The following is a 24178-nucleotide window of genomic DNA, read 5'->3' as shown; positions in this document are numbered from 1 at the left end:
GGTCTCTGTGCGGTCATGTCCGCACAGAGACCAACGCGGTGGCTGGCACCGGCTCTGCCGGTGTTCGCGGGTGAACCCGCTCCTACGACGGGCTGTGTCCAATCACCGATGTGTGTCCACCAACGATCTGTGTGTAGGAGCGGGTTTACCCGCGAATACGGTAGCGGCTGCGACGGTGAACGGCGGGTCGAGATTGGCCAGCAGGCCCGGCCCTTTCGCGGGTGAACCCGCTCCTACACGACGGGCTGTGTCAAACCACCGATGTGTGTCCACCAATGATCGTGTGTAGGAGCGGGTTTACCCGCGAATACGGTAGCGGCGGCAACGGTGAACGGCGGGTCGAGATTGGCCAGCAGGCCCGGCCCTTTCGCGGGTGAACCCACTCCTACACGACGGGCTGTGTCCAATCACCGATGTGTGTCCACCCCCGATCAGGTGTAGGAGCGGGTTTACCCGCGAATACGGTAGCGGCGGCAACGGTGAACGGCAGGTCGAGATTGGCCAGCAGGGCCGGCCCTTTCGCGGGTGAACCCGCTCCTACGGGGCGACCGCGCAAGCCTTCGAATGTTGATCAAGACAGTTGCCCCACAGGTGTGTGTTGCCTGCATCATTTGTGACAGCAGTGAGGCTTGTCCGGTTGCCCTTCATAGCGGTCATGGTGCCGCACCCAGTCCATGGTCCCACCTTCATTGCGCCCCAGTGGCGCAATGTCGAGGAAGTTGTAGGTGTTGACCAGAATGTCCAGCCCGCGAGCGTAGGTTGAGTAGGTGTGGTACACGCTGCCGTCGCCTTCGCGGAAAAACGCACTCAAGCCGGGCAGCTCGCTTTCATTGCCCACATACGGCTCATAGTTGTACTGCCGCTGGCCTTCACTGCCGACACTGACGCCAAAGTCCTCGTTGAAGGGGCTGCCATGCGACGAATACCACGGGAACTGCCAGCCCATGCGCTGGCGAAATGCCTGAAATTCGGCATACGGGGCCCGTGACACCGCCACCAGCGACACATCGTGGTGGGCCAGGTGCAGGTTGGCGCCGTCAAAGTGGTCGGCCAGAAAAGAGCAGCCGGGGCAGCCCTCGCTCCAACCCTCGGCGAACATGAAGTGGTAAAGCAACAACTGGCTGCGGCCTGCGAACAGGTCGGCCAGGCTCAACGCGCCGTTCGGGCCGAAGAAGCGGTAATCCTGCTCGACCTTTACCCAAGGCAGGGCGCGACGGGCTGCAGCTAGCGCGTCGCGGTGGTGGGTAAACGCCTTTTCGTGCAGCCACAGTTGCTGGCGGGCTGCCAGCCACTGGCTGCGGGAAACCACCGGGTGCCTGCTTTCGCGGGTGCTCATGGTGCTGTCTCCTCGCTGGGGGATTCACACCTTGGTCGAGTACGACCAGGTCGATTCGACAAGCACCGGTGACCGGGCGATGAGCGGTACCTGCTTAGCCCGAATGAGCGAAATGCCCCTCGGCCAGCTCATCGGCGCCGTCATCCTCACCCGGCAGGGCGGTGATCACGCTGAAGTCGCTGACTTCTACCTTGCCGCCGCCATAGCCCAGCAAGTGGAAGGAAAACGCCTTGCGCTCGGTCGGGTTGTCGAAGCTGAACTCCATCTCCAGTGGCGCGTCGGCAGTGACCTTTACCTCTTCTGGCAGGCCCAGCGGCACGTCCTGTTCCAACTGCTTGGCCTTGAGCCGGATATAAGCCGCACGTTCAGGGTCCAGCGAGCGGACCTTGACCCGCACGCGGGTATGCGAGCCTCCGGGCATTTCCAGATACTGGGCGCCAATGAGGTTGTCGGCCCAGTCATCGTCAATGCGCTTGCGCAACTTGATCGGCGAAGGGCCGCCGAACTGGTAGCGCAGGTTGAGCGGGGTTTGCAGCAAGGATTGGTCGAGCACCCCGGCCAAGGCGCCGATCTGTTGGCCCAGCAGGCTGTCGGCCGGACCGAGGTAGCGGGCCTGGTCGGCGATAAAGCCCTCACTGGCATAACGCCGGCAGCGCTGTTGGAAGTCACATTCAGTGAACAGGCCCTGGCCATTGTGGTAGCGCAGCATGCCGTTGGTGTAGGAGATCATTTCGCGGCCGCTGTCGTAGTCGCGGTACAACGAGCGACCGCCAAGCGCCACAGGAATGGGCAGTGCGAAGTAGTCGAGCAGCGAGGTGGCCAGGTCGATATGGCCGTAGGTGCCGCGCTTGATGGTTGGCAGCTGGGCTTGCTCCGGCGCCAGGGTAAGGTTGAAGCCCCAGGACGACGCCAGGCGCACGCCATCGATGCCGTGAGACTCGTCGGAAGTCACCACCACCAGTGTGTCCTTGAGGACGCCCTGGCGCTCGAGATTGTCAAGAAATGCCCCGACTGCGTCATCCAGGTAGGCGACCGCTGCCTGTTTCGGTGTGTCGAAGCGCTCGAGGTACTCGGCCGGTGCCGAATAGGGCTGGTGGGTGCCCACGGTGAGCAACGTCAGCATCCATGGCTTGTCCTGCTTCTGCAGCTGGCCCACATAGCCCAGGGCACCTTCGAAGAAGGCGCGGTCATCCTTGCCCCACGGGAAGTCCAGGTAGTTCTTGTTGGCGAACCACTCCTGGCCATGCACCGAATCGAAACCGATGTGCGGCATGATGCGGTCCTTGGCCATGAAGCGCAGGCCCGCGCCTTGCAGGTAGTGGGTGGTGAAGCCGGCCTGGCGCAATTGCGCCGGCAGGCAGGCCTGGTTGCGTTCGTTTTGGGTCAGCAGTTCTACGCCCTTGGGCGTGCCGTTGGCCAGCTTGTCGTAATCGCCGCACAGCATCGCATACAGGCCACGGATGGTCTGGTGGGTGTGCAGCACGTAGTCTGGGGTGTTCATGCCGCGCTCGGCCCACTTGCTGAGCTTGGGCATCAAGTCGTCGTTGAAACGGCTGTTCAGCGCCTGGCGGTTAGGCTGCAGGTAGGCGCCCGGGATGCCTTCCAGGGTAATCACCAGCAAGTTGCGGGCGCTTCCCGGGCCGGCAAGCAGCCTTTGCCCATGCAGGTCGGATTGAGTCAGGCCGCTGCTGGCCAGCGGGGTGAAGGGTTGCGTGCGGCCCATCCAGCCTTCGACCTGGCGTTGCAGGTTACCGACGCCGGCAGACATCAACTGGTGGGGGAGGTTGTATTGCCGCCACTGGTCGGCATCGGAAGGTAGCAACTGCTGGCTGCCCCAATGCGCGCCGAACAGCAGTACGGGTATGGCCCAGGCTTTGCGCGGCAGTGGCAGGTTACGCCGTGCACGGCTGCGCCACGCACAGGCCAGCCAGGCCAGCAAGCCGCCACCCAGGGCCCAGGGCAACCAGGCATGGGCCAGGCCGCCACCGGTCGAATTCTCCATGAATTGCGGGTCGGTCAGGTAATTAAGGTCGGCGCTGGTGGGCAGTCGGCCCACTGCGCTTACCAGCTCGGCCGAGGCCACCCACAGCGCCGCCCAGGCCAGCAGCACGGGCAGCGCCAGCCACCACGGCCTGCGGTGTAGCAGCACTATCAACAGGCTGCCGAGGGCGAGATCGGACAGGTAACCGAACGGGTTGGACCAACCCAGCATGGCGCGCGTACCCAGTGGGATCACCAGCACCAGGGCCGCCAAAGCGGCAAGCCGGGTGCTTGGGTGGTCGGACAGGTTCTTCACAAAAACTTCCCTTTTGCCATTAAATCGTCATGCATCTGTGCTTGATGATATCAGGCCTGGGCAGGGAAGGCGGCCGGTTACAAGGCTTGTAACCAAAGCCGGGCCCGTTCGCACAGGCCCGGCCGATGGCAACTATCAGAAGTAATAAGGGAATTTCAGGCTGAAAGAAAAGTCAGGTGCGTCATCGGTCAGACCAATGGACAGGTTGGGCACGATGGTCAGGTTGTCGGTGGCGGCGAAGGTCAGGCCAATGTTGAAGTTGGCGGCGTTGTAGTCACTGTTGGAGATCGATTGCCAGTCGCCGCCATCAGGTTTGATCTTGCTCTTGCGGGCGAACTGGTCGGATACCGAGAACGACATACTCATCTTTTCGTTCAGGGCAAAGGCGATGCCACCGCCGATCTGCCACGAGTCGCCAAGCTTGACGTCACCCGGCACCTTGCTGTTCACCTGCGGACTGATGTCGCTGAACGAGTCTTGCATGTTGTAGGTGTAGGACAGGCTGCCGAACAGCACGGCCGGGTCGAAGGTCTTGACCAGCGAGATGCCCGGTGTGATCGACCATACACCGTTGCCGGTCGGTAGGCTTTCCGGTACCGCGAGGTTGTTGTTGCCGTCCACCTCGCGCAGTTTGATGCCATAGGGGTCTTTGCCGGTCGGCGCCTTGATTCGCAGGGTGGCCACTGCGTCAGGCCAGGTATCGTCCTCGTCGAGGAATTTATAGGCCACCCCAACGTTGATATCGCCGATTTCCGGGTCGCGGGTCACGCTGGCATCGGAAGTGGTTGCCCCGGCTCCCCCCGCACCGCCAGACGAGTAGGTGGATTCGCGGTAAACCACGGGGACGTTGATATCGAACTGCCAGCGCTGCGCCAGGTTGTAGCGCGCGGTCATGTCCAGGGTCCAGTTGTCAGCCTTGATCCGGTCAAGGTTGATGCTGCCGAGGAAGATCGAGTCCAGTGCCAGAAAGCCATTGAGGGTCAGCGCACGGGTATCGTAATGGGTATAGGTGACGCCGGTTTCGAAGCTGAACTTGCCCCCGCCAAAGAATCCGCTGGCTTCGTCATACAGGTTGGAAACGCTTTGCGCCGGCTCGGAATCGGCTGTCAGCGCCTGGCCGTAGGAGCTCCCTGTAGTGCCCGGTGCGCCAGAGGCGACGGTCTGCGCACCTTTCACCCCCTCGGCCGGAGACTTGACCAAGCGTTTGGGTTGCGCGGCAGCAGGGGCCTCCTCGACCTGACGCACACGTTGCTCCAGCACCATCAGTGCCTGTTGCTGTGCCTCATAGCGGCGTTTGAGTTCAATCAGTTCCTGTTTCAGCGCTTCGACTTGTGGGTCGGCGGCTGCGTAAAGTGCGGTGGCGGGGGCCAAGGTAGTCAAGCACACAAAAGCTCTGAGCGTAAAAGATCGGTACATGGAGTTGCCGTCCCTTCCAACTACTTTTGATGAGACTGAGCGTAGATCAGTATCCGAAGGTGCGAAGACCTTTGAGCTGGTCGAGGCTACCGTTGAGGGAAGCCGCTGTCGGCACGCTCTCGCGCATGACAACGTTCAGGGTGGTGACGTTGTTGACCAGGTTGCCGTTGCCAAGCAGCGTCGAGTTCTGCAACAGGCCACCTTGAGCCAGGCGTTGTACGCTGCTGCCCTGGTTATTGCTGGCATTGATGTTGAGCTGCACGCCCACACCGCTTGAGGAGACACTGAGCGCGCCGGCGCCATTTTCCCCGACCAGGGTCTGGCCGGCGGCCAGTACCTGGCCTTGCTGTTGTGCAGCGGGGGCCTGGTTGGCTTTGGTCACGTTGATGTCGACGTTGTTGTAAGCGGCGTTGTTGTCACCGGCTGCACGGACCACCTGGGTCACACCTTCGGTGGTGGTCAGGCCGTTGCCGCCCGTTACCACGCCAGTCCCGGCCGCAGACGCGCTGCTCGGCGCCGCACCTGCGCCTTTTCTATCGATCATCGATACATAGAACTGGGGTTTGATGGTCGATTGCTGAACCTGCAGCGTGGACGTTGCCCCGATCACATCCCCTTTTGCATTTTGCCAGGTGCTGGACATGACAATGCCGAAGCTCACGATTCGTCCGGGCATCACATAGCGGCCCCGCAGGTTGGCCAGCTCCTGGTCCTTCAGTTCGATGGGTTTCAACGCCTCTGCGTGACTGGGCAGGCTGGCTGCCAGGCAGGCGATGGCCAACCACAATGAAGTCTTCATGAAATGCTCCCTGGAGCCTCATGCTCCTTGTCATTAGAACAGTCGTTAGAAGAAGTCGCTTCTGATGAAGCCGAAGTCCAGCAGCTCTGAGTCCTGCACGGGGGTGAAGTTGTTCACCCGGCCCTTGGCGGTCAGTGGCAGGGGCGGGTCGAGCAGGATGTTGTTCTTGTCGTAACCCTGGCCGATCACCGCGAAGATGATGCCGTTCCAGCCCTTGAGGAAATCATCGACCTTGTATCGCCTGTGGCCCAGCACCGGATCACCGATGTACACCCAACCTTTGTCGACTTTCTGCATGACCACGAAGTGCTTGTAGCCGCGCACATCCATCAGCACCACGACAGGAATGCGTACGCTGTGCAGGGTTTCAGGCGCCACCCGGTAACCGCGGGCACGCATCCCGAGGCTTTCGACGTAGCGCTTCATGTCGAGCATCGAGAAGCCTTGCGTACGCACAAGGTCCTGGTCGGCGTGGGCCAGCATGCCTTCGATGATCTGATGTTCGTCCACATCCAGCCAGTACGCCTGGCGCAGGATGGTCGCCAGCGCGGCGGCGCCGCAGCTGAAGTCGGTCTTTTGTTGCACCAGGTCGGCGAACTTGCGTTCACGCAAGCTCTGGATCGGTTTGAACACCACAGCGCCGCCCGGCAGGACGGACAGCGGCATTTGTGCAGCTTCGCTCACGCTGGCCAGGCACAGCAAAAACGCCAAGGCGAAAATACGCATGATCGGATGCCTTAGGGTGTGTTGAAGAAAGGCCCCCCGAAGGGGGCCTCAAGCACAGCGGTCAGAACGAAGTGTTGGAGATGGCCAGCGAGTTGCTTTGCTGGTTGCCCACACCGGCTGCTACGTTCACGCCCAGGTTACCGCTGCCACCGTTCACCGAACCGCTAAGGGTTGCAGTGTTGGTAACTGGGTTGGCCCAGCCGGTCGGGGTCAGCACTTGGAAGGACACAGTATTGCTCAAGTCGTAGGCGCTGCTTTCGCTGTAGCTCTTCGAAACGTCGTTCGAGGATTGTTTCGATTTCTCGCCAGACTTCGAGAACTCAGACGCCGAAGCATTCTCGTACGAAGAGTCGTGAGACTTGGTGTACGAAGATTCTTTGGACTTGTCATACGCCGATTGATGCGACTTGTCGTAGTTGGAGTCGAATGCTTTCTCGAACGACGAGTCGTATGCACTTTCGTGCGACTTGTCGACCGACACATCCAGCGACGCGCTCAGCGAACCATCGAAGGTGCTGGAGCGGGTGCGCTCGCGACGGCCATCATCGGTGGTAAAGGTACGCGTGGCGTTGGCTGCAGCGTCCAGCGAAGCTGCCAGGCTGGCGCTGCTCGAGGCGCTGTGGCTGCCGCTGGCAGAGCCACTGGCACCCCAGCCGCTCGAGCCACTTGCGCTCGAACTGTTGGAGCCGCTGGCATTGCTGGATTGCGAGCCGCTGGAGTTCCAGCCACTGGAGCCGCTGGAACTGGCGCTTTGCGCACCGGCGACGCTGAAGCTCGAAGACGAGCTGCGGTCGTCGGTCGAGTTGAAGCTGCCTTCCTTCGAGCTTGAACCGCTGGCCGATTTGGTGATGGTAATCGTATCCACCCGATAGGTGCGGTCGGCGCTGTTGTTTACAATCAGGCCTGGGCCGTCCTGATTGGCTGAAGCCGTGGCAGTGGCGTTACCCAGCGGGGCACCGGTGTTGGCGATGGCCATGGTGTTTTTCTGCTGGTTGAGGTCGCCACCGGCAACGTTGATGCCAATGTTGCCCTCAGCCCCGCTGGCCGAGCCGCTCATCACAGCCGAAGACTGGGTCGAATAGTTGTCGACCCGGTTGTTTCTGCTGGTTTGCACAACGTCAGCTGTGGCACTGGCCATGCCGAACACGAAGCTGTTGTCCAGGCTCGAGTCGGAGCCTGCGTTGGCAATGGCAGCGGCGTTATCTTGCTGGTTGCCGTTACCGGCCGCCACGTTTATGCCAACGTTGCCGCTGGAGCCGGTGCCAGAGTCACTCATCTCGGCTTCGTTGATGGTGCCTTCATTGGAGATGCGGTTGCCAGTGCTGGTTTGGGTGTCCCAGGCATTGGCCGTTGCATACACAGGGATCTTGGTGGGTGGAGGCGTGTGATGACCATTGTTGTGGTGGCCGTTATGGTGGTCATTACGCCGATCATTTTGCCCAGCTTGTACAGCAACAGCCATGACCGCAGCAATTGCGAAAACCAGAGGCTTGATTGCCATCGAGGGTTTCATGGTGATTCTCCGTACGCTATTAGGTTAAGTGTCGTTCTTAACTGCAGGGTCAATCCGCGACCCGGATGCTCAAGGTGTTGGCCATTCGGTTTCCCACCCCGGCACTCTGGTTCAACTGGATCACCCCTCGGCTACCGGTGAAGGCCTGGTCACTGGTGGTGACCTGGCGATAGCCTGCTGGAATGTCAGTTGCTCCGGAGTTGTTGATCAGCGCCACGTTCTGCTGCATGAGGACGCTGTCGTCGATGCTTTGCGGTTGTGCACCAATGCTGATGTTCAGTGCGTTGGCTTGCTGGGTGTTGGCACCTGCGCTCTGGTTGACCCCCAGGGCACCGCTGCCGTTGCTGAAAGCGTTGCCCTGGATGGTTGAGCGGGCGTCCATCGCGGGGTCGGCGGGCGTGTCGAGCCGTTGCCGGATCTGGGTGCTTGCATTGGCTTCGGGGCCGACGGCGATGGCGCGCGCATTGACTTGCTGCTGTTTGTCGCCAGCGGCCTGGTTGACAGAGAGGTTGCCCTGATAGCGGCTGCCTGAGCTGTCGATATCGGCGTTGTTGATGACGGGAACCAGGGATTGCGCAAAGGCCGGTGCAGTGCAAAGGGCGGCCAGCATCAGCAGTGTGCGCTTCATCTCACTTGCCCCCGCCGGTCAGAATCTGCAGCGGCGCGAGGCCACGCTGCACGCTCGAGTTGACCATGTTCGAAATACCGTTACCCGACCCCGTGCCGCGTCCGCCCGCCAAGTTGGGAAGCTGGTTCTGGTTGCCGAGGTTGCCACCCAGGTTGTTGGTCTGCTGGGTGACCAGGTTGCTGATGCCTGCACCGCTGCTGATGCCGGCGAAGTCGCCATCGCTCAGCTCGTTGGTTTGCTTGAGCACGTGGGCAGAAGGGTTGGCATTGACGGTGGTAGGGCTCGGGTCTGGGATCAGAGGGGGGATGGTCGCGTTGCGCACCTGCACATCGCGCTTGATGATGATGATCCCCTTGTCCGCCTGAGCCGTCAGGCTGAGTGACCCCAGTACACAACCCACCAGTAATAGGTGATAGAGGCGTTTGTCACGTTTCCTCACGACGGCAACTCCTTCTTTGAGCGCTGGCCCTGTTCAGCGATGCGAACGACAGAGCAGAAGGTGTGCCGCTTTTTAGAATCTGTTTTAGATCAGATAGTTAGGGCAAGAGGCTGACAAAGTGCGACGCATGCTGTCTCAGGCTTGAAACAGCTTGCTTCGAGCGTTGCCGGCAAAGGCAGCTGTGGCCTTGATTGGAAGGGTTTTTGCAGGTGTGTTTCACAGGCTTGACACTGCACCCAGGACAGGGGGAAGCCCCGCAATTTCGGGGGCTTTGCCCCAACGGGGTGTGTCAGTGGTTTAACACTCGGCTGGGCATGCTGGCGCATCGCTACCAAGCAGCATAGCAACCGATTGCAAGGCCAGCAATTGGCGCTGCGGCCAATTGCCATCAAGTATTTGGTGCGGCTGGTTGTGCCGTGTCAGCCACGCCTGGCTGTCGTCGAAAAAGCGTTGACGATCGCTGAGGTCGGGTTGGCAACGCTGACCATCGGCAATCCAGTCCACCCCTTGCGGGCTGAGCAACAGGTGCAGGTCGTAACGCCGTGCCAGCAGTGCCTCTTCCAGCCAGGTTGGGCAGTCGTCGAACAGTGCCTGGCTCCAGAGCATGTTGCTCAGCAGGTGGGTGTCCAGAATTAGCAGTGGGGGTGCCTGCTCACGCGCACGGTCCTCCCATGCCAGTTGCCCGCGGGCGATGGCGGGAATATCGGCGTAGCAGGTGTCACGGCATTGCTGGTCGATGAAATGGCGCACGTACTCGCCCACCACCACGCCACCAAAATGTGCCTGGATCACCCCGCTAAGCCAGCTTTTGCCACTGGATTCTGGGCCGCACAGTACCAGCACTTTCATTGCTTGCTGCGCACTCATGGCTGTACCAACGCCGGGTCGCGGCGCCATTCCAGCCAGCCGCGTACAGCAATGAGGGTGAGCACGGCGAAGAAGCCTGCGGTGAAATACAACTGCTGATGCAGGTATTGGCCCACATAGATGATGTCGACCACCACCCACAGTGGCCAGCACTGCAGGCGTTTCTGCGCCATCCACAGCTGCGCTACCAGGCTGAATCCGGTCAGGGTGGCATCCAGCCAGGGCAGGGCGGCATCGGTCCAGTTGGCCATGGCCGCGCCCAGGGCGGCGCTCAGCAGCACCCCGGTGGCCAGGCCGGTGAACAGTGCCGGGCGTTGCAGGCGGGAGACCTGACGGGCGTCTTCAGCGTGGCCGGGGCGCTTCCATTGCCACCAGCCGTACAGTTGCAGGATGGCGTAGGCCACTTGCAGCAACATGCCCGAGTACAGCTTTACCTCGTAGAACAGCCAGCCATAAATCAGCACCATGACCAGGCCAATTGGCCAGCACCAGGCGTTCTGCTTGACCGTGAGCCAGACAGCGGTTACGCCGAGGAGGGCGGCAATGAGTTCAAGGCCGGACATCGGCGATCCTTGGAGGCTACGGGGAAGGGGCGAGATTGTAGCGGGTCGGCCGGTGAAGGTGTAGGGCGCAGCCGGTTGTAGGAGCGGGTTTACCCGCGAACACCGGCAGCGCCGGTGCCATCCACCGCGTTGCTTCCTTCGCGGGCATGCCCACAAAGGATCGGCGGCGCCTTGATTACCAGCGCCCCGCCGCATCCTGGTCACTCTGCTTCCCCTCCACCCATCCAGTGGTGTGTCAATCAGCTTTGCCGGTGAAGATGACGCGTATCATCACTGACCTTCAGCGGGCTACACGCGCCCTGTGGGAGCGGCCTTGTGTCGCGATTGGGCCGCAAAGCGGCCCCGGGATTTCGGCTTTGATGCGCAGATTGTCGGGGGCCGCTACGCGGCCCTTTCGCGACACAAGGCCGCTCCCACTCCAATCGCGCCAGCTTTCAGAAATTGAGCAAGACAGTTGCTCCCACAGGTTGCAGCGCAGGCTTGAAGGTCACTCGATACCTGCGGGAGCAGGCATGCCCGCTCCCACAAAGGGCTTGTTCTCAGACCCGGAACTGCCGCAACAACTGCTCCAGCTCTTCGCTCAACCGCCCCAATGCCACCCCGGCATCGCTGGACTGACGCGCCGCATCGGCGGTCTGCTGCGACAACCCGGCAGTATCCAGCACATTGCGGTTGATCTCTTCGACCACATGCGACTGCTGCAAGGTAGCGCTGGCAATGGAGGCATTCAATGCGGTGAGGTTGTTCAGCACCTGGTTGATGGCGTCCAGGCTGGCGCCGGCCTCGCGGGCTTGTTCGACAGTCTGGCGCGATGCCTCGCTGCTGGTGTCTATGGCCTTGACCGCAGCGTCCGACTGACTCTGCAGGTGCTCGATCATGGTATGAATCTCGGCCGTCGATTGTGCTGTACGCTGGGCCAGCAGGCGCACCTCGTCGGCGACCACGGCAAAGCCTCGGCCTTGCTCGCCAGCCCGTGCAGCCTCGATGGCGGCATTCAGCGCCAGCAGGTTGGTCTGTTCGGCAATGGAACGAATCACGTCCAGCACGCCGCCGATGCGCGTGCTGTGGCCGGCCAGGTCGCGGATTACCTGTACGGCCTCATCGATGGTCAGCGACAGGCGGTCGATCTGCGCCAGGCTGCCGTGGATGGCCTGCTGGCCGTGCGTCACCTGTTGTTGTGCCGTCCGCATCTCTCCGGCGGCCTGTTCAGCGGTCTTGGCCACGTCCTGCACGGCGTAGGTCACCTCATTGACTGCAGTGGCCACCTGGTCCATCTGCAACGATTGCTGGGCACTGCGCTGTTGTGCGGCACCCGCATTGTCACCGACGTGCCCGGCGGACTGGGCCAATGCGTGGGCCGCGCCTTGCAGTTGGCCGACGACACCTTGCAGTTTGCCGTTGAAGCGGTTGAAGTGCTCGCCCAGGTGGGTGATCTCGTCGCTGCCATGGGTGTCCAGGCGCCGGGTCAGGTCGCTTTCGCCGCTGGCGATGTTGCCCATCGCCTGCACCGCTTCCTGCAGCGGGCGGGCGATGCTGCGGGCGATCAGCATGACCACCAGCGCCATCAGCAGGGCAATGCCCACGCCAACCAGCGAAGCGTCGCGCAACTGGCGAGCGAATTCGGCCTGCACGTCATCGACGTACACGCCCGAACCGATGATCCAGCCCCACGGCTTGAACAACTGAATATACGAGGTCTTGGCTACCGGCTCACTGGCGCCGGGCTTGGGCCAGCGATAGTTGACCGGGCCGGCGTCCTGCTGGCGGGCAAGGGCGACCATTTCGTTGAACACGGCGAAACCATCGGGGTCGCGGATGGCTGAAAGGTCCTGGCCGTCGAGCTTGGGGTTGGCCGGATGCATGATCATCTTCGGCCCCAGGTCGTTGATCCAGAAATAGTCGTCATGGTCGTAGCGCAGCGCGCGCACTACCTGCAGCGCCTGTTGCTGGGCGGCTTCGCGGCTGAGCGTGCCGGCAGCTTCCAGGCCTTGGTAATAGGCCAGCACACCCGCGGCGGTTTGCACCACATGGCGGGTTTTCTCCGCCTTGGCCTGGTACAGGTCGCCATGGATCTGCCGCAGCATCAGCAGGCCCAGTACCACCAGCATGGCCACTGCCACCACAAGGATCAGCCACAGGCGCTGACTGATTGACATCGATCTCAGAGTGTTCATCCATCAGCTCCCGCATTGTTCTTTTTATTGAGGTGCATCGAAGCATGCTTTGCAGCGAGCCCACACCCGACTAATGGCTAAGTGCTATGTTGGTGATAGTCTGCAACGGGTCGGGTAAAGCAATTGCCAAGGGGCTCTGTCAGGATTTCGGCCGCGCAAGATGAAACCTTTAACAGGCATGAACTTTTCCGCTGGCGTTGCGCCCAACAGTCGCTGTAAAACAGCCGGGCCGTGTAAGGCAATTTCAAGCAAATCAAGAACAAGGGGCCTGCGACAAGCAGCGCTCCATCCGGGGGAATGATGGATTTTTGGACTGCCTTCCAGGCAATCATCTTAGGCGTGGTCGAAGGGCTGACGGAGTTTCTGCCGATCTCCAGTACCGGTCACCAGATTATCGTCGCCGACCTGATCGGTTTTGGCGGCGAACGGGCCATGGCTTTCAACATCATCATTCAGCTGGCGGCAATCCTGGCGGTGGTGTGGGAGTTTCGCAGCAAGATTTTCGAAGTGGTCTTCGGCCTGACCCACCAGCCCAAGGCGCGCCGCTTCACGGGCAACCTGCTGCTGGCGTTCATGCCGGCGGTGGTCCTGGGTGTGCTGTTCGCCGACCTTATTCACGAATACCTGTTCAACCCCGTCACCGTGGCGGCGGCTTTGGTGGTGGGGGGCGTCATCATGCTCTGGGCCGAGCGCCGTGAGCACCGCGTGGAGGTGGACCATGTGGACGACATGCGCTGGAGCCATGCGCTGAAAATAGGCTTCATCCAGTGCCTGGCGATGATCCCGGGCACGTCGCGCTCCGGTTCGACCATTATCGGTGGCCTGCTGTTCGGCCTGTCGCGCAAGGCAGCGACCGAGTTCTCGTTCTTCCTGGCAATGCCGACCATGGTCGGTGCGGCGGTATATTCGGGCTATAAATACCGTGACTTGTTCCAGCCCGGCGATCTGCCGGTGTTCGCGCTCGGCTTCGTGACTTCGTTCATCTTCGCCATGATTGCCGTACGGGCGTTGCTCAAGTTCATTGCCAACCATAGTTACGCGGCATTTGCCTGGTATCGCATTGTGTTCGGCCTGTTCATTCTGGCGACCTGGCAGTTCGGTTGGGTTGACTGGTCCACGGCACATGGCTGAGGCGCTTCGTGGGCAACGGGCTGAAGGCGTGCGCAATGTGCGCCTGAAGCTGCTGCTGTTGGGCGTGCTTTGCCTGTTGCCCGGCCTGGGGGCGGCGCGCATGGCCTGGAACGATCAGGCCTGGTGGCCGTTGGCGTTGTACCCGGCCATGAGCCTGATCAGCCTGTTGCTGTATTGGCAGGACAAGCAGCAGGCACGTAACCAGGCCTGGCGTACACCCGAGAAAGTGCTGCATGCCAGCGAGTTGCTCGGTGGTTGGCCGGGGGCGCTGTTGGCGCAGCAGCTGTTTCGGCACAAGACCCGCAAGGTGTCGTTCCAGTTGGTGTGCTGGGGGATTGTGCTGCTGCACCAGGTGTTCTGGGCAGACTGGCTGTTTCTTGACGGGCGTTATCTGCCCCTTGGTTGATGTGCAGTTGTGCCGGCCTCTTTGCGGGTAATGCCGCGAAAGGGCCGGTACAGGTAGATCACATGACCAACCCCACCTGCAACCGCTTGGGCAACCGACGCACGACCAGCTGGTGCGACCGCTGCAACACATCACACAGTTCATCACGCCCCATGGGGTAGGGCGGCGCCATGCTGACCCATCGCGCCCGCGCCAGGTAAGGCGCCGGCCGTATCCCGGGGCGATCGCAATAACCCAGAAACAGCTCGTCGGCTACCTTGAACGACAACCCGGCACCCGCCAGGTCGAGCACCGCGAACATCTTGTTTTCGGCCACCGAAAACACTCGGATGCCGCCCCATTTGTAGTCTTCCCGCGCCCCCGGCAGGCTCAGGCAAAATGCCGCCACCTGGGCCTCGCTCATCTTCCGTTCAGACATACCGCTCTCCACAAGCCTCGAATGACGCCGCCAGGTGATCGATCCACACTCGGACCGCAGGCAGCAGGCCGCGCCGGTGTGGGTAAACCGCCTGCAGGTAGCCACCCGGCAGCGACCAGTCTGGCAGCAGGCGCACCAGTTCGCCGCGTTCCAGTTCCTCTTCACAGAACATGCTGGGCAGCGCAGTGAACCCCAGCCCGGCACGTACAGCAGCGTTACGTACTACGAAATCATCGATCGCCAAGCGTGGCTCCAGCGCTATTTCCTGCTGCTTGCCATGGGGGCCGAACAGGCGGAAGTGTACCAGCCGATCCGCTTCGGCTGCGCCCAGCACGGGCAATGATGCCAGCTCGCCCGGTTCGCGAATGTGGTCGGCAAAACCGGGTGCAGCCACCAGTTGCATTTGTGCCTGGCGCAGGCGGCGGGTGACCAGGGCCGGGTCTTCGTCGCCCAGGTCGCGTACGCGCAACGCTACGTCAATGCCTTCGGAAATCAGGTCGACCCGGCGGTTGAGCAATACCATGTCCAGTTGCACCAGCGGGTACTGCTCGAGAAAGCGGCTGATCACATCCGGCAGGAAGGCGTGTGCCAGTGCCACCGGGCAGGAAACCCGCAAACGCCCGCGCGGTTCACTGCTCATGCTGGCCACGGTTTCGTCGGCGGCTTCGGCCTCCAGCAGCATGGCCTGACAATGATGCAAGTAACGTTCACCTACTGCGGTGAGCTTGAGTTGCCGGGTGGTGCGCTGCAACAGGCGTGTGCCCAGGCGCTCTTCAAGCTCGGCGATACGCCGCGACAGGCGCGACTTGGGGATGCCCAGCTGGCGCCCGGCGGCGGCAAATCCGCCGGCTTCGACGACGCGCGCGAAGTAGAAGAGGTCGTTGAGGTCTTGCATGGGGAATGTCTCACTGTTCCATCTGTGGGACAAACTAACGCATTTTTGCTTACTTATCAGCTATTGATCACTTCGATAGGATTCTCCCCATCGTGATCGCCCACAGATGCGGTCTTCACTCACAGGAGAGTCCCATGAAACTGTTGCACATCGATTCGAGCATCCTGGGCGACAATTCCGCCTCGCGTCAGCTGAGCCGCGAAGTGGTCGAAGCCTGGAAGGCTGCAGACCCTAGCGTTGAGGTGGTTTACCGCGACCTGGCTGCCGATGCCATTGCCCACTTCTCCGCCGCCACCCTGGTCGCTGCAGGCACCCCTGAAGACGTACGCGACGCGGCCCAGGCTTTCGAAGCCAAGCTGAGCGCCGAGACGCTCGAAGAGTTTCTGGCTGCCGATGCCGTGGTGATTGGCGCGCCAATGTACAACTTCACCGTGCCGACCCAGCTAAAAGCCTGGATTGACCGTGTGGCCGTCGCCGGCAAGACCTTCAGCTACACCGAAGCCGGCCCGCAAGGCCTGTGCGGCAACAAGAAAGTGGTGCTGGTTTCCACCGCGGGTGGCCTGCACGCTGGCCAGCCGACTGGCGCCGGGCATGAAGACTTTCTGAAAGTGTTCCTGGGCTTCATCGGTATTACCGACCTGGAAATCGTCCGGGCCCACGGCCTGGCCTATGGCCCGGAGCAGCGCAGCCAGGCGATCGATGCTGCACAGGCGCAGATTGCCAACGAGCTGTTTGCGGCTGCCTGATCAAGGGAGCGGTTGGTTGCAAGCGTGGCCCTGTCGAGGGACAAGGCCACTCCAACCTGTAGAAGCGTTCAGGCTACCGGAATAAGCGGATCAGCTGCTGCCAAGGCTGCTGCACGGTCGGCCGCTGGCGGATAAATCCACACTGAATTGATCTGGCGCTTCAGCGCCTTGGCTTCGGCCTTGTCCTCCGGTGGCGAAACCTCACGGTCCCATCCTTCGGTGTACACCGCGCCCCAGGCCCCCAGGTCCAGGCACGTCACGTACTTGGGCTGGCTGTAAGCCATTGGTGCTACGCCAAGCAACTCGGCAGCGGCATTGTTGCCCGCATGGCGCCCCAGCGGAATCGCATGTTGGCACGACATCACGGCATGATTGCCAAGCTCGTCACAGGTGGCGTAAGCCACGTCTCCAGCTGCATACACGGCATCATTGCCCTTGACCTTCAGGTTGCCATCGACATGCAAGCGGCCGCGGTTGTCGCGCTCGCCGCTGATCTGTTCGGTGAGCGGGTTGGCCTTGAAGCCAACCGTCCAGACCACCGTGCTGGCGTCGATACGCTGGCCGTTGTCCAACTGCACACCGGCAGGGTCTACCGAAACCACCGTGGCACCGCAAACCCACTCCACGCCCAGGGCCTCGCATGCCTGCTCGATGGCTGGGCGAATGCCGTTACCCAAGGCTGCACCAATCCTGGCGCCGCGGTCGATTACCACTATGCGCAACGCGGCGTCTTCACCCAGTATCGCGCGCAAGCGGGCCGGCAATTCGGTGGCCGTCTCGATGCCGGTAAAACCGCCCCCGGCTACCACCACGGTATTGCGTGCCGGCGTGTTCGGCAGGCTGGCCAGTGACTTCAGGTGGGTTTCCAGGCGTGCGGCGCTGTCGAGCTTGTCGACGTCGAAGGCATGCTCGATGCCGACCATGTCAGGGCGCTCGAGCTCACTGCCGCAGGCCATGATCAGACGGTCATAGGGCAGGGTGCAGCGAGTGCCGCTGCGGGTGCGATAGCCCACGCGGCGGGCCGCTTCATCGATGTGGTATGCCGTGCCCTGCACGAAACGGACATTGACAGCGTCGAACAGCGCCTGCAGGGGTGCGGCCAGGGTATGCACGTCTGGCTCGTAGAAGCGCGGACGCACATGCAGTTCAGCCTGGGGCGCGAGCGAGGTGACCTCGACGCCCTTGCTGCCGTTGAGGTCAAGCTGGCGGATGGCGCTGAGTGCGCTCCACAGGCCGGCAAAGCCCGCACCAATGATCAGGATCTGCTTCATGGTTGTGCTCCTTTGAAGTTCGGTGGACAAGGTAGACCGTATTGCCGGTCAACGGTGTTACCAGTGCTTGCCGGAGTGCTTCAGAATGTTGGCGGTGTGATCACCCAGATCACCACGGCATCCACTTCACCGGGGTTGCCGTAGCGATGGGGTTCATGGCTCGAGAAGCTGAAGCTGTCGCCTTCACTCAGCTGGAAATGCCGCTCGCCCACCCACAGCTCAAACGTGCCGCTGAGCAGGTAACCGGCTTCTTCGCCGTCGTGGCTGTAGCTTTGCTGGCTGTAAGTACCTGGCGGGAAACGTGAGTGCAGCATCTCCAGCTGGCGGTTGGGCTGGGGAGTGAGCAGTTGATCGACGATGCCATCTTCGTAATGCACGCTCAGGCGGCTGTTGCGTCGCACCACATAGCCTTGGTCTTCGGGCGCGGTGGTGGCTTCGCTGGCGAAGAACCACTGGATGGTCACGCCCAGGCTGCGGGCGATATTGAACAGCGCCGGGATCGACGGGTAGGAGAGGTTGCGCTCCAGCTGGCTGATGTAGCCTGCGGTCAGTTCACTGTGTGCGGCCAGCTCCGCCAAGGTCATGCCGCGGCGCTTGCGCAGGCCGCGGATGCGGGTGCCGAGGAACTGCGGCGCGGCGCCCCCGGGTTCGCTGGCGGTGGGCTGGGAGGGTTGGCTCATGCGCGTCGGTCCATCGCAAAAGCCGCAGTATGTACAGCCTCAGAGTGCCCAGGCAACCGTCAGGCCATCGTGAATCGCTTCTTCGGCTGTGCGCGGCGCCAGGCAGTCGCCAATCCGCCGTACGTCCACCACACCTGCCAGTTCAGTGGCCAGGCGGTCTTGCGGTTGATGCCCCATGCACAGCACCAGGGTGTCGATGCCTTCGAAGATCATCGGATCGCCGCTGGCGGTGTGCTGCAGATACACCGTGTTGTCGTCGCTGCCATACAGGCGTGCGTATGGGGTGACAGGGATACCCAGGCGATGCAGCTCGCCGGCCAGTTGGTCACGTACATAAAGCGGCAGGCTCTCGCCGCAATGAGTGCCGTTGACCGCCAACTGGACCTGATGACCTTCGCGCACCAGGCGTTCGGCGATACCGGGGCCGATCCAGTCACAGCGCCAGTCGATCACCAGCACCGAACGCCCCGGTTTCACCTCATTGCGCAGCACTTGCCAGGCGTCCACTACCTGAAGCTCGCCGGTACGCTCGAACGCCGGCCAGTAGGGGGTGGCGCCGGTAGCGGCAATGACCAGATCAGGGCGCTCACGTTCGACCAGCGCGCGGTCGACCCGGGTGTTGCGCACCACTTCTACGCCTGCCAGGGCCATTTCCCGTTGAAGGTTGGTGCTGGCACCCCCGAACTCGCTACGCCGTGGCAGTAGCTGGGCCAGCAGCACCTGCCCACCGAGCTGCGGGCCCGCCTCGTACAGCGTGACCTGGTGCCCGCGCGCGGCGGCCACGGCGGCGGCCTTCATGCCGGCAGGCCCGCCGCCGGCGACCATTATGCGCTTGGGCGAGGAAGTGGGCGTGAGGTGCCCATACTGCAACTCACGCCCGGTTTCCGGGCGCTGGATGCAGGAAATGGGCAAACCACGATGGAAATGGCCGATGCATGCCTGGTTGCAGGCGATGCAGGCGCGCACGTCTTCGACCTGGCCGCGTTCGGTCTTGCCTGGCATCGACGGATCGCAGATCAGCGCCCGGGTCATGCCGCACACATCAGCCTGGCCGCGGGCCAGGATCAGCTCGGCTTCCTGGGGCTGGTTGATGCGCCCGGTGACGAACAGGGGGATAGCCAGCTGTTGCTTGAAGGTGCCAGCCTCGCGGGCCAGGTACGCCGGTTCGATGGCCATTGGTGGCACGATATGGACCGCGCCACCCAGCGAGGCCGAGGTACCGGCGACGATATGCAGGTAGTCGAGTTGGCCCTGCAAGGCCACGGCAGCAGCCAGTGACTCGTCTTCACTCAGGCCCTGGCTGTCGCGCTCGTCAGCGCTGATGCGCAGGCCAATGATGAACTGCTCATCGGTGGCGGCGCGCACCGCGGCCAGCACTTCGCGCAAGAACCTCAGGCGCTGATCCAGGTCACCGTTGTAGCCATCACTGCGTAGGTTCACCCGGGGGTTGAGAAACTGCGCGGGCAGGTAGCCATGGCTGGCCACCACCTCGACGCCATCCAGGCCGGCCTGGTGCAGGCGGCGTGCGGCGCCGGCATAGCCCTGGACGATTTCGTCGATCATTGCCTGGTCCAGCGCCCGTGGCATCACCCGGAAGCGCTCATTGGGCACCGCAGAGGCCGAGTAGGCTACCGCCAACAGGCCGTCTGCCGATTCCATGATCTCCCGCCCGGGGTGAAACAGTTGCGACAGCACCACGGTGCCGTGCGCGTGGCAGGCCTCGGCAAGCTGGCGGTAGCCGTCGATGCAGGCATCGTCCGTGGCCATTAGCACATGCGAGGTGTAGCGGGCACTGTCGTGCACCCCGGCGACCTGCAGCACGATCAGGCCAACGCCGCCGGCAGCGCGGTCGCGCTGGTAGGCGATCAGTTTGTCGTTGACCAGGTTGTCGGTGGGCAGGCAGGTGTCGTGCCCGGTGGACATGATGCGGTTTTTCAAACGTTTGCCGCGGATCTGCAAGGGCTCGAACAAGTGTGGGAAGGCGGTCTGCATACAGGCGGCTCCGGTACGGTGTTGTTATTTTTCTATCAAAGTGTAGCGATAGTAAAAAATCAACTTGTTTTTTTACTGGCGTCTGTCTAGGTTTTCCTCACTCGCATGGCGAGGGTGTGACCTCAAAACAACAAGAAAACGGGCCCGTCGGGCACCGCCAGGAGGAAACTACGATGCAGCTATATCCACGTGTGACCGGCCTTTGTGCAGCCTTGCTGGCCCTTGGCCTGAGCACTGCGCAAGCTGCGCAGCAGATGGTTGTGGTCGGTTATGGCGGCGCGGGCCAGAAGGCCCAGGATGAGGCGATTTTCAAGCCCTTCATTGCCCAGGACGGCAGCCAGCTGATCCAGAGTGAATACAACGGTGAAATGGCGCGGATCCAGGTCATGGCAGACACCGGCAACGTCGATTGGGATGTGGTGCAGATCGAAGGCCCTGACTTGATGCGCGGCTGCGACGAGGGGATCTACGAGCACCTGGACTGGCAGCGCCTGGGCCATGCCGCCGAACTGATCCCGGCAGCCGCACAGGATTGTGGGTCGGCCGCGCTGGTCTGGAGCGTGGCTATTGCCTACGACCGCAGCAAGCTGGCCCAGGCGCCGGCGTCGTGGGCCGACTTCTGGGACGTCGACAAGTACCCTGGCAAGCGCGGCCTGCGCAAACGTGCGGTGTACAACCTGGAATTCGCGCTGTTGGCTGACGGGGTCAAGGTCGAGGACGTATACCGGGTATTGTCCACGCCGGCAGGTGTCGAGCGGGCCTTCGCCAAACTCAGCGAACTCAAACCCCATATCCAGTGGTGGGACGCCGGCGCTCAACCCGCGCAATGGCTGGCAGCCGGTGACGTGGTGATGACCTCCACCTACAGCGGACGAATTGCGGTGGCGGCGCAGCAGGGCAGCCCGTTGGCCGTGGTATGGCCTGGCAGCCTGTACGGTATGGACTATTGGGCGATCATCAAAGGCTCGCGGCATGTCGACCAGGCCAAGCGGCTGATTGCCTATGCCAATCAGCCGGATACCCAGGTGCGGTATGTACAACAAATCCCCTATGGGCCAACCAATACCCAAGCTGCGGCCAGGCTTGACCCGGCGCTGGCCAACTGGGTACCCACTTCGCCACAGAACCTGCAAGGGGCGCTGGCCATGAACGTGGAATTCTGGGTCGATCATGGCGAAGAACTGGAGCAACGCTTCAACGCCTGGGCCAGCAAATAGCGCTCAGTAAAGGGGCAACAAGATGACTGAAACGGAACTAAGCCTGCGTCGGGAGCTGGCTGCCTGCTACCGGCTGATCGCGCACTTTCGCATGAGCGATCTCATCTTCACGCATATCTCCTTGCGCCTGCCTGGGCCGGAGCACCATTTCCTGATCAACCCGTATGGCCTGCTCTTCGAGGAGATCACAGCGTCCAGCCTGGTGACGATCGACCTGCAGGGGCGGCCGGTGGGGGCTGCCCGTCACCCGGTCAACCCGGCCGGGTTCGTCATTCACAGTGCCATTCACGCTGCCCGCGAGGATGCCCAGTGCGTGCTGCACACCCACACCCGCGCAGGTTGCGCGGTGGCCGCACTGGAATGTGGCCTGCTGCCGGTCAACCAGATGTCCATGGAGTTTTACGGCAATGTGGCTTACCACGCCTACGAGGGCGTCGCGCTGGACATGGATGAACAGCAACGGCTGGTGGTCGACCTTGGCAACAAGCCGGTGATGATGCTGCGCAACCATGGCCTGTTGACCACGGGGCGCAGTGTGGCTGAAGCCTTCTTGCGCATGTACTACCTGGAGAAGGCTTGCGAGATCCAGTTGGCGGCGCAAAGTGCTGGGCAACTGATATTGCCGACGACCGAAGTGTGCGTGCGTACCGAACGGCAGTTCAACGCGCCGGAGAGAGGGTTGAAGCAGGGGGAACTGACCGACCCGGATGCGCTGCAATTGGCGTGGGCGGCGTTGTTGCGAATGTTGGAAAAGGTGGCGCCTGGTTATCAGGATTGAACCTGTGCTTGCTGATTTGGCAGTTAGTCGTCCAAACGACAGCGGGCAGACGGAACAGTCACTGTAGTGCAACCATTGGTTTCAACTGTGCTGGTCCCTTCTCAAGGAGTACCGTTATGCTGTAACGAAATATGTCTAAAAAGCCTGCAGAAGGAAGTCGCAATGCCACTCAAGGACCTGCTTATCGCCCTGGTGGTGATTGTCGCCTGGGGCGTCAACTTTGTGGTCATCAAGGTTGGCCTCGACGGGCTGCCACCGATGTTGCTGGGGGCATTGCGTTTCTTGCTGGTGGCGTTTCCGGCGATCTTGCTGGTCAGGCGGCCCAAACTGCCGTGGCGCTGGCTGATCGCTTACGGTGCGACCATTTCACTGGGCCAGTTCGCGTTCCTGTTTCAGGCCATGTACAGCGGCATGCCGCCAGGGTTGGCTTCGTTGATCCTGCAGTCGCAAGCCTTTTTCACCCTCGGTTTTGCGGCGTTGTTTCTCGGTGAGCGGCTGCGCCTGGCCAGCGTGCTGGGGCTGCTGGTGGCGGCCGGCGGCTTGGCACTGATCGGCAGCGAAGACGGCGGCCATGTGCCCATGCTGGCGTTGGTGCTGACCCTGTGTGGCGGTGCAATGTGGGGCCTGGGCAACATCATTACCCGGCGGTTCGGCTCGGTCGACCTGGTCGCGTTGGTGATCTGGGGTGGGCTGATCCCGCCACTGCCATTCCTGGCACTGTCCTGGTGGCTCGAAGGCCCCGAGCGCATTGGCCATGCCTTGGCCAATATCAGTTGGAGTTCGGTGCTGGCCCTGGCGTATTTGGCCTTTGTGGCCACCATGCTCGGCTACAGCCTGTGGAGCAAGTTGCTGTCGCGTCATCCGGCAGGCAAAGTGGCGCCGTTCTCGCTGTTGGTACCGGTGATTGGCCTGAGTTCGTCGGCGTTGCTGCTGGGAGAGCGCCTGACCGCTACGCAGGGCTGGGGCGCATTGTTGGTGATGGCCGGCCTGCTGGTGAATGTATTCGGTGCGCGCATCGGTCAGCGTTTGCGGGCTGCCAACGCGTAAAGCGCTTAAATCCGCCGACCTGCGCTCTGTTAGAATCGGCCTCTTTTTGCCAGGCCAACGGAGCGCATCCATGATCATTTCCACCACCAGCCAGCTCGAAGGCCGCCCGATTGCCGAATACCTGGGCGTGGTCAGTTCCGAATCGGTGCAGGGCATCAACTTCGTGCGCGATTTCTTTACACGGTTTCGCGACTTTTTCGGTGGCCGCTCACAAACCCTGGAAAGCGCGCTGCGCGAGGCCCGGGAGCAGGCCACTGAAGAACTCAAGGCCCGGGCACGACAGTTGCAAGCCGATGCGGTAGTGGGGGTGGATTTTGAGATCAGCATGCCGTCGGTACAGGGCGGCATGGTTGTGGTATTTGCCACCGGCACGGCAGTACGCCTGAAGTAAAGCCTTTTGCCATTGGTCGGCTGCAAGGTTCTTGTCCGGTCGGTCCGCAAATGACCAGCTAGTCTCATTTTCACAGGCCGCGTTTCCTGGGCAACTTGTCTGGTTGCCGACGCGACCGCCACTGGAGGGAGACTGGGCATGAGCGAATCCTTTTTCGAAGACCTGAACGACGCGTTCCCGATCAACAGCCAGGTGCGTTGCGGCCAGGCGGCATTTCGCCTGGGTTTCGCCCACATGACGCTGGATGATTCCGAACAGCTCCAGCCTGCACATTTGCAGCGCAGCAAAAAAGGCCGCTTCATGCCGCGGGTACCGCTCAAGAAGTGATCCCGCGTCTGCACACGCCCCGCCCAACGGCGGGGTTTTTATTGCCATTCGTTGATCCGCCTCATGGTATTGCCCGGTAGCGCTCGCCGGATGGCCCGGCCTGTGGTTTTCTGACGCGGCAT

The 24178-nt window shown here is 61.9% G+C and carries 24 protein-coding genes; 8 read left to right on the top strand and 16 right to left on the bottom strand.

Features of this window, described 5'->3' with window-relative positions:
• Positions 1–607 precede the first annotated feature (607 nt).
• From AA098_RS15705 to mcpP, 11 genes are all read right to left on the bottom strand, one after another.
• Complete coding sequence (locus AA098_RS15705; RefSeq protein WP_064614702.1) at positions 608–1336, bottom strand: thioredoxin family protein; 729 nt, start codon at positions 1334–1336, stop codon at positions 608–610.
• 94 nt (positions 1337–1430) lie between these two features.
• Positions 1431–3632: an LTA synthase family protein gene (locus tag AA098_RS15700; RefSeq protein ID WP_064614700.1), complete on the bottom strand. Its 2202-nt coding sequence runs from the start codon at positions 3630–3632 to the stop codon at positions 1431–1433.
• Positions 3633–3767: 135 nt separating this feature from the next.
• A complete protein-coding gene (locus AA098_RS15695) occupies positions 3768–5048 on the bottom strand; it encodes a hypothetical protein (RefSeq protein WP_064614698.1) in 1281 nt (426 codons plus the stop codon).
• Between the two features lie 46 nt (positions 5049–5094).
• The gene (locus tag AA098_RS15690; RefSeq protein WP_064614697.1) at positions 5095–5847 is read right to left on the bottom strand and encodes a hypothetical protein; all 753 of its coding nucleotides are present in this window, start codon (positions 5845–5847) and stop codon (positions 5095–5097) included.
• Between the two features lie 45 nt (positions 5848–5892).
• Positions 5893–6573 carry a C39 family peptidase gene (locus AA098_RS15685; RefSeq protein ID WP_003253917.1) on the bottom strand — a complete coding sequence of 227 codons (681 nt, stop codon included), beginning with the start codon at positions 6571–6573 and terminating at the stop codon, positions 5893–5895.
• A gap of 61 nt (positions 6574–6634) precedes the next feature.
• Positions 6635–8086, bottom strand: coding sequence for a hypothetical protein (locus tag AA098_RS15680; RefSeq protein WP_060545033.1), 1452 nt, complete (start codon positions 8084–8086; stop codon positions 6635–6637).
• A gap of 49 nt (positions 8087–8135) precedes the next feature.
• On the bottom strand, positions 8136–8714 hold the full coding sequence (locus tag AA098_RS15675; RefSeq protein ID WP_003253915.1) for a hypothetical protein: 579 nt from the start codon (positions 8712–8714) through the stop codon (positions 8136–8138).
• 1 nt (position 8715) lies between these two features.
• Complete coding sequence (locus AA098_RS15670; protein ID WP_003253914.1) at positions 8716–9153, bottom strand: hypothetical protein; 438 nt, start codon at positions 9151–9153, stop codon at positions 8716–8718.
• Positions 9154–9450: 297 nt separating this feature from the next.
• Entirely contained in the window at positions 9451–10020 is a 570-nt protein-coding gene (locus tag AA098_RS15665; protein ID WP_060538424.1) for an AAA family ATPase, read from the bottom strand.
• Entirely contained in the window at positions 10017–10583 is a 567-nt protein-coding gene (pnuC, locus tag AA098_RS15660; RefSeq protein WP_003253912.1) for a nicotinamide riboside transporter PnuC, read from the bottom strand. The genes AA098_RS15665 and pnuC overlap by 4 nt, the downstream gene beginning before the upstream one ends.
• A 539-nt stretch (positions 10584–11122) precedes the next feature.
• Complete coding sequence (gene mcpP, locus AA098_RS15655) at positions 11123–12757, bottom strand: methyl-accepting chemotaxis protein McpP (protein WP_003253911.1); 1635 nt, start codon at positions 12755–12757, stop codon at positions 11123–11125.
• A 300-nt stretch (positions 12758–13057) separates the two neighbouring features.
• Here mcpP and AA098_RS15650 point away from each other — a divergent pair, with 300 nt between their 5' ends.
• The gene (locus AA098_RS15650) at positions 13058–13888 is read left to right on the top strand and encodes an undecaprenyl-diphosphate phosphatase (protein ID WP_003253910.1); all 831 of its coding nucleotides are present in this window, start codon (positions 13058–13060) and stop codon (positions 13886–13888) included.
• Positions 13881–14294: a DUF1294 domain-containing protein gene (locus AA098_RS15645; RefSeq protein ID WP_003253909.1), complete on the top strand. Its 414-nt coding sequence runs from the start codon at positions 13881–13883 to the stop codon at positions 14292–14294. Before AA098_RS15650 ends, AA098_RS15645 begins: the two co-directional genes overlap by 8 nt.
• A 58-nt stretch (positions 14295–14352) precedes the next feature.
• Here the strand turns inward: AA098_RS15645 and AA098_RS15640 are convergent, their stop codons facing one another.
• Together AA098_RS15640 and AA098_RS15635 are read right to left on the bottom strand one after the other, a co-directional pair.
• Positions 14353–14712 (bottom strand): MmcQ/YjbR family DNA-binding protein, encoded by a 360-nt coding sequence (locus AA098_RS15640; protein WP_012052560.1) that lies wholly within the window; start codon positions 14710–14712, stop codon positions 14353–14355.
• The gene (locus AA098_RS15635) at positions 14705–15607 is read right to left on the bottom strand and encodes a LysR substrate-binding domain-containing protein (RefSeq protein ID WP_003253907.1); all 903 of its coding nucleotides are present in this window, start codon (positions 15605–15607) and stop codon (positions 14705–14707) included. The genes AA098_RS15640 and AA098_RS15635 overlap by 8 nt, the downstream gene beginning before the upstream one ends.
• Positions 15608–15741: 134 nt before the next feature.
• Between AA098_RS15635 and AA098_RS15630 the strand changes: the two genes are divergently transcribed.
• Positions 15742–16353, top strand: a complete 612-nt coding sequence (locus tag AA098_RS15630; protein WP_003253906.1) for an FMN-dependent NADH-azoreductase — start codon at positions 15742–15744, stop codon at positions 16351–16353.
• 68 nt (positions 16354–16421) lie between these two features.
• Here the strand turns inward: AA098_RS15630 and AA098_RS15625 are convergent, their stop codons facing one another.
• From AA098_RS15625 to AA098_RS15615, 3 genes are all read right to left on the bottom strand, one after another.
• Positions 16422–17624, bottom strand: coding sequence for an NAD(P)/FAD-dependent oxidoreductase (locus tag AA098_RS15625; protein ID WP_064614694.1), 1203 nt, complete (start codon positions 17622–17624; stop codon positions 16422–16424).
• Positions 17625–17704: 80 nt separating this feature from the next.
• Positions 17705–18304, bottom strand: coding sequence for a helix-turn-helix domain-containing protein (locus tag AA098_RS15620; protein WP_003253904.1), 600 nt, complete (start codon positions 18302–18304; stop codon positions 17705–17707).
• Positions 18305–18343: 39 nt separating this feature from the next.
• Complete coding sequence (locus AA098_RS15615) at positions 18344–20296, bottom strand: FAD-dependent oxidoreductase (protein WP_004577469.1); 1953 nt, start codon at positions 20294–20296, stop codon at positions 18344–18346.
• A 173-nt stretch (positions 20297–20469) separates the two neighbouring features.
• On the opposite strand from AA098_RS15615, the gene AA098_RS15610 reads away from it, so the two are divergent.
• From AA098_RS15610 to AA098_RS15590, 5 genes are all read left to right on the top strand, one after another.
• Entirely contained in the window at positions 20470–21513 is a 1044-nt protein-coding gene (locus AA098_RS15610; RefSeq protein ID WP_064614692.1) for an ABC transporter substrate-binding protein, read from the top strand.
• Between the two features lie 22 nt (positions 21514–21535).
• Positions 21536–22291: a class II aldolase/adducin family protein gene (locus tag AA098_RS15605; RefSeq protein ID WP_003253901.1), complete on the top strand. Its 756-nt coding sequence runs from the start codon at positions 21536–21538 to the stop codon at positions 22289–22291.
• Between the two features lie 162 nt (positions 22292–22453).
• Positions 22454–23338: an EamA family transporter gene (locus AA098_RS15600; protein ID WP_003253899.1), complete on the top strand. Its 885-nt coding sequence runs from the start codon at positions 22454–22456 to the stop codon at positions 23336–23338.
• A gap of 70 nt (positions 23339–23408) precedes the next feature.
• Positions 23409–23729: a YbjQ family protein gene (locus AA098_RS15595; RefSeq protein ID WP_003253898.1), complete on the top strand. Its 321-nt coding sequence runs from the start codon at positions 23409–23411 to the stop codon at positions 23727–23729.
• Positions 23730–23867: 138 nt separating this feature from the next.
• Positions 23868–24056, top strand: a complete 189-nt coding sequence (locus AA098_RS15590) for a hypothetical protein (protein ID WP_003253897.1) — start codon at positions 23868–23870, stop codon at positions 24054–24056.
• Positions 24057–24178 lie beyond the last annotated feature (122 nt).

It is taken from the genome of Pseudomonas sp. JY-Q (assembly GCF_001655295.1).
GTDB lineage: Bacteria > Pseudomonadota > Gammaproteobacteria > Pseudomonadales > Pseudomonadaceae > Aquipseudomonas > Aquipseudomonas alloputida.
The sequence above is the reverse complement of the archived record's forward strand: the minus strand, read 5'-3'. Positions and strand labels throughout refer to the sequence as shown.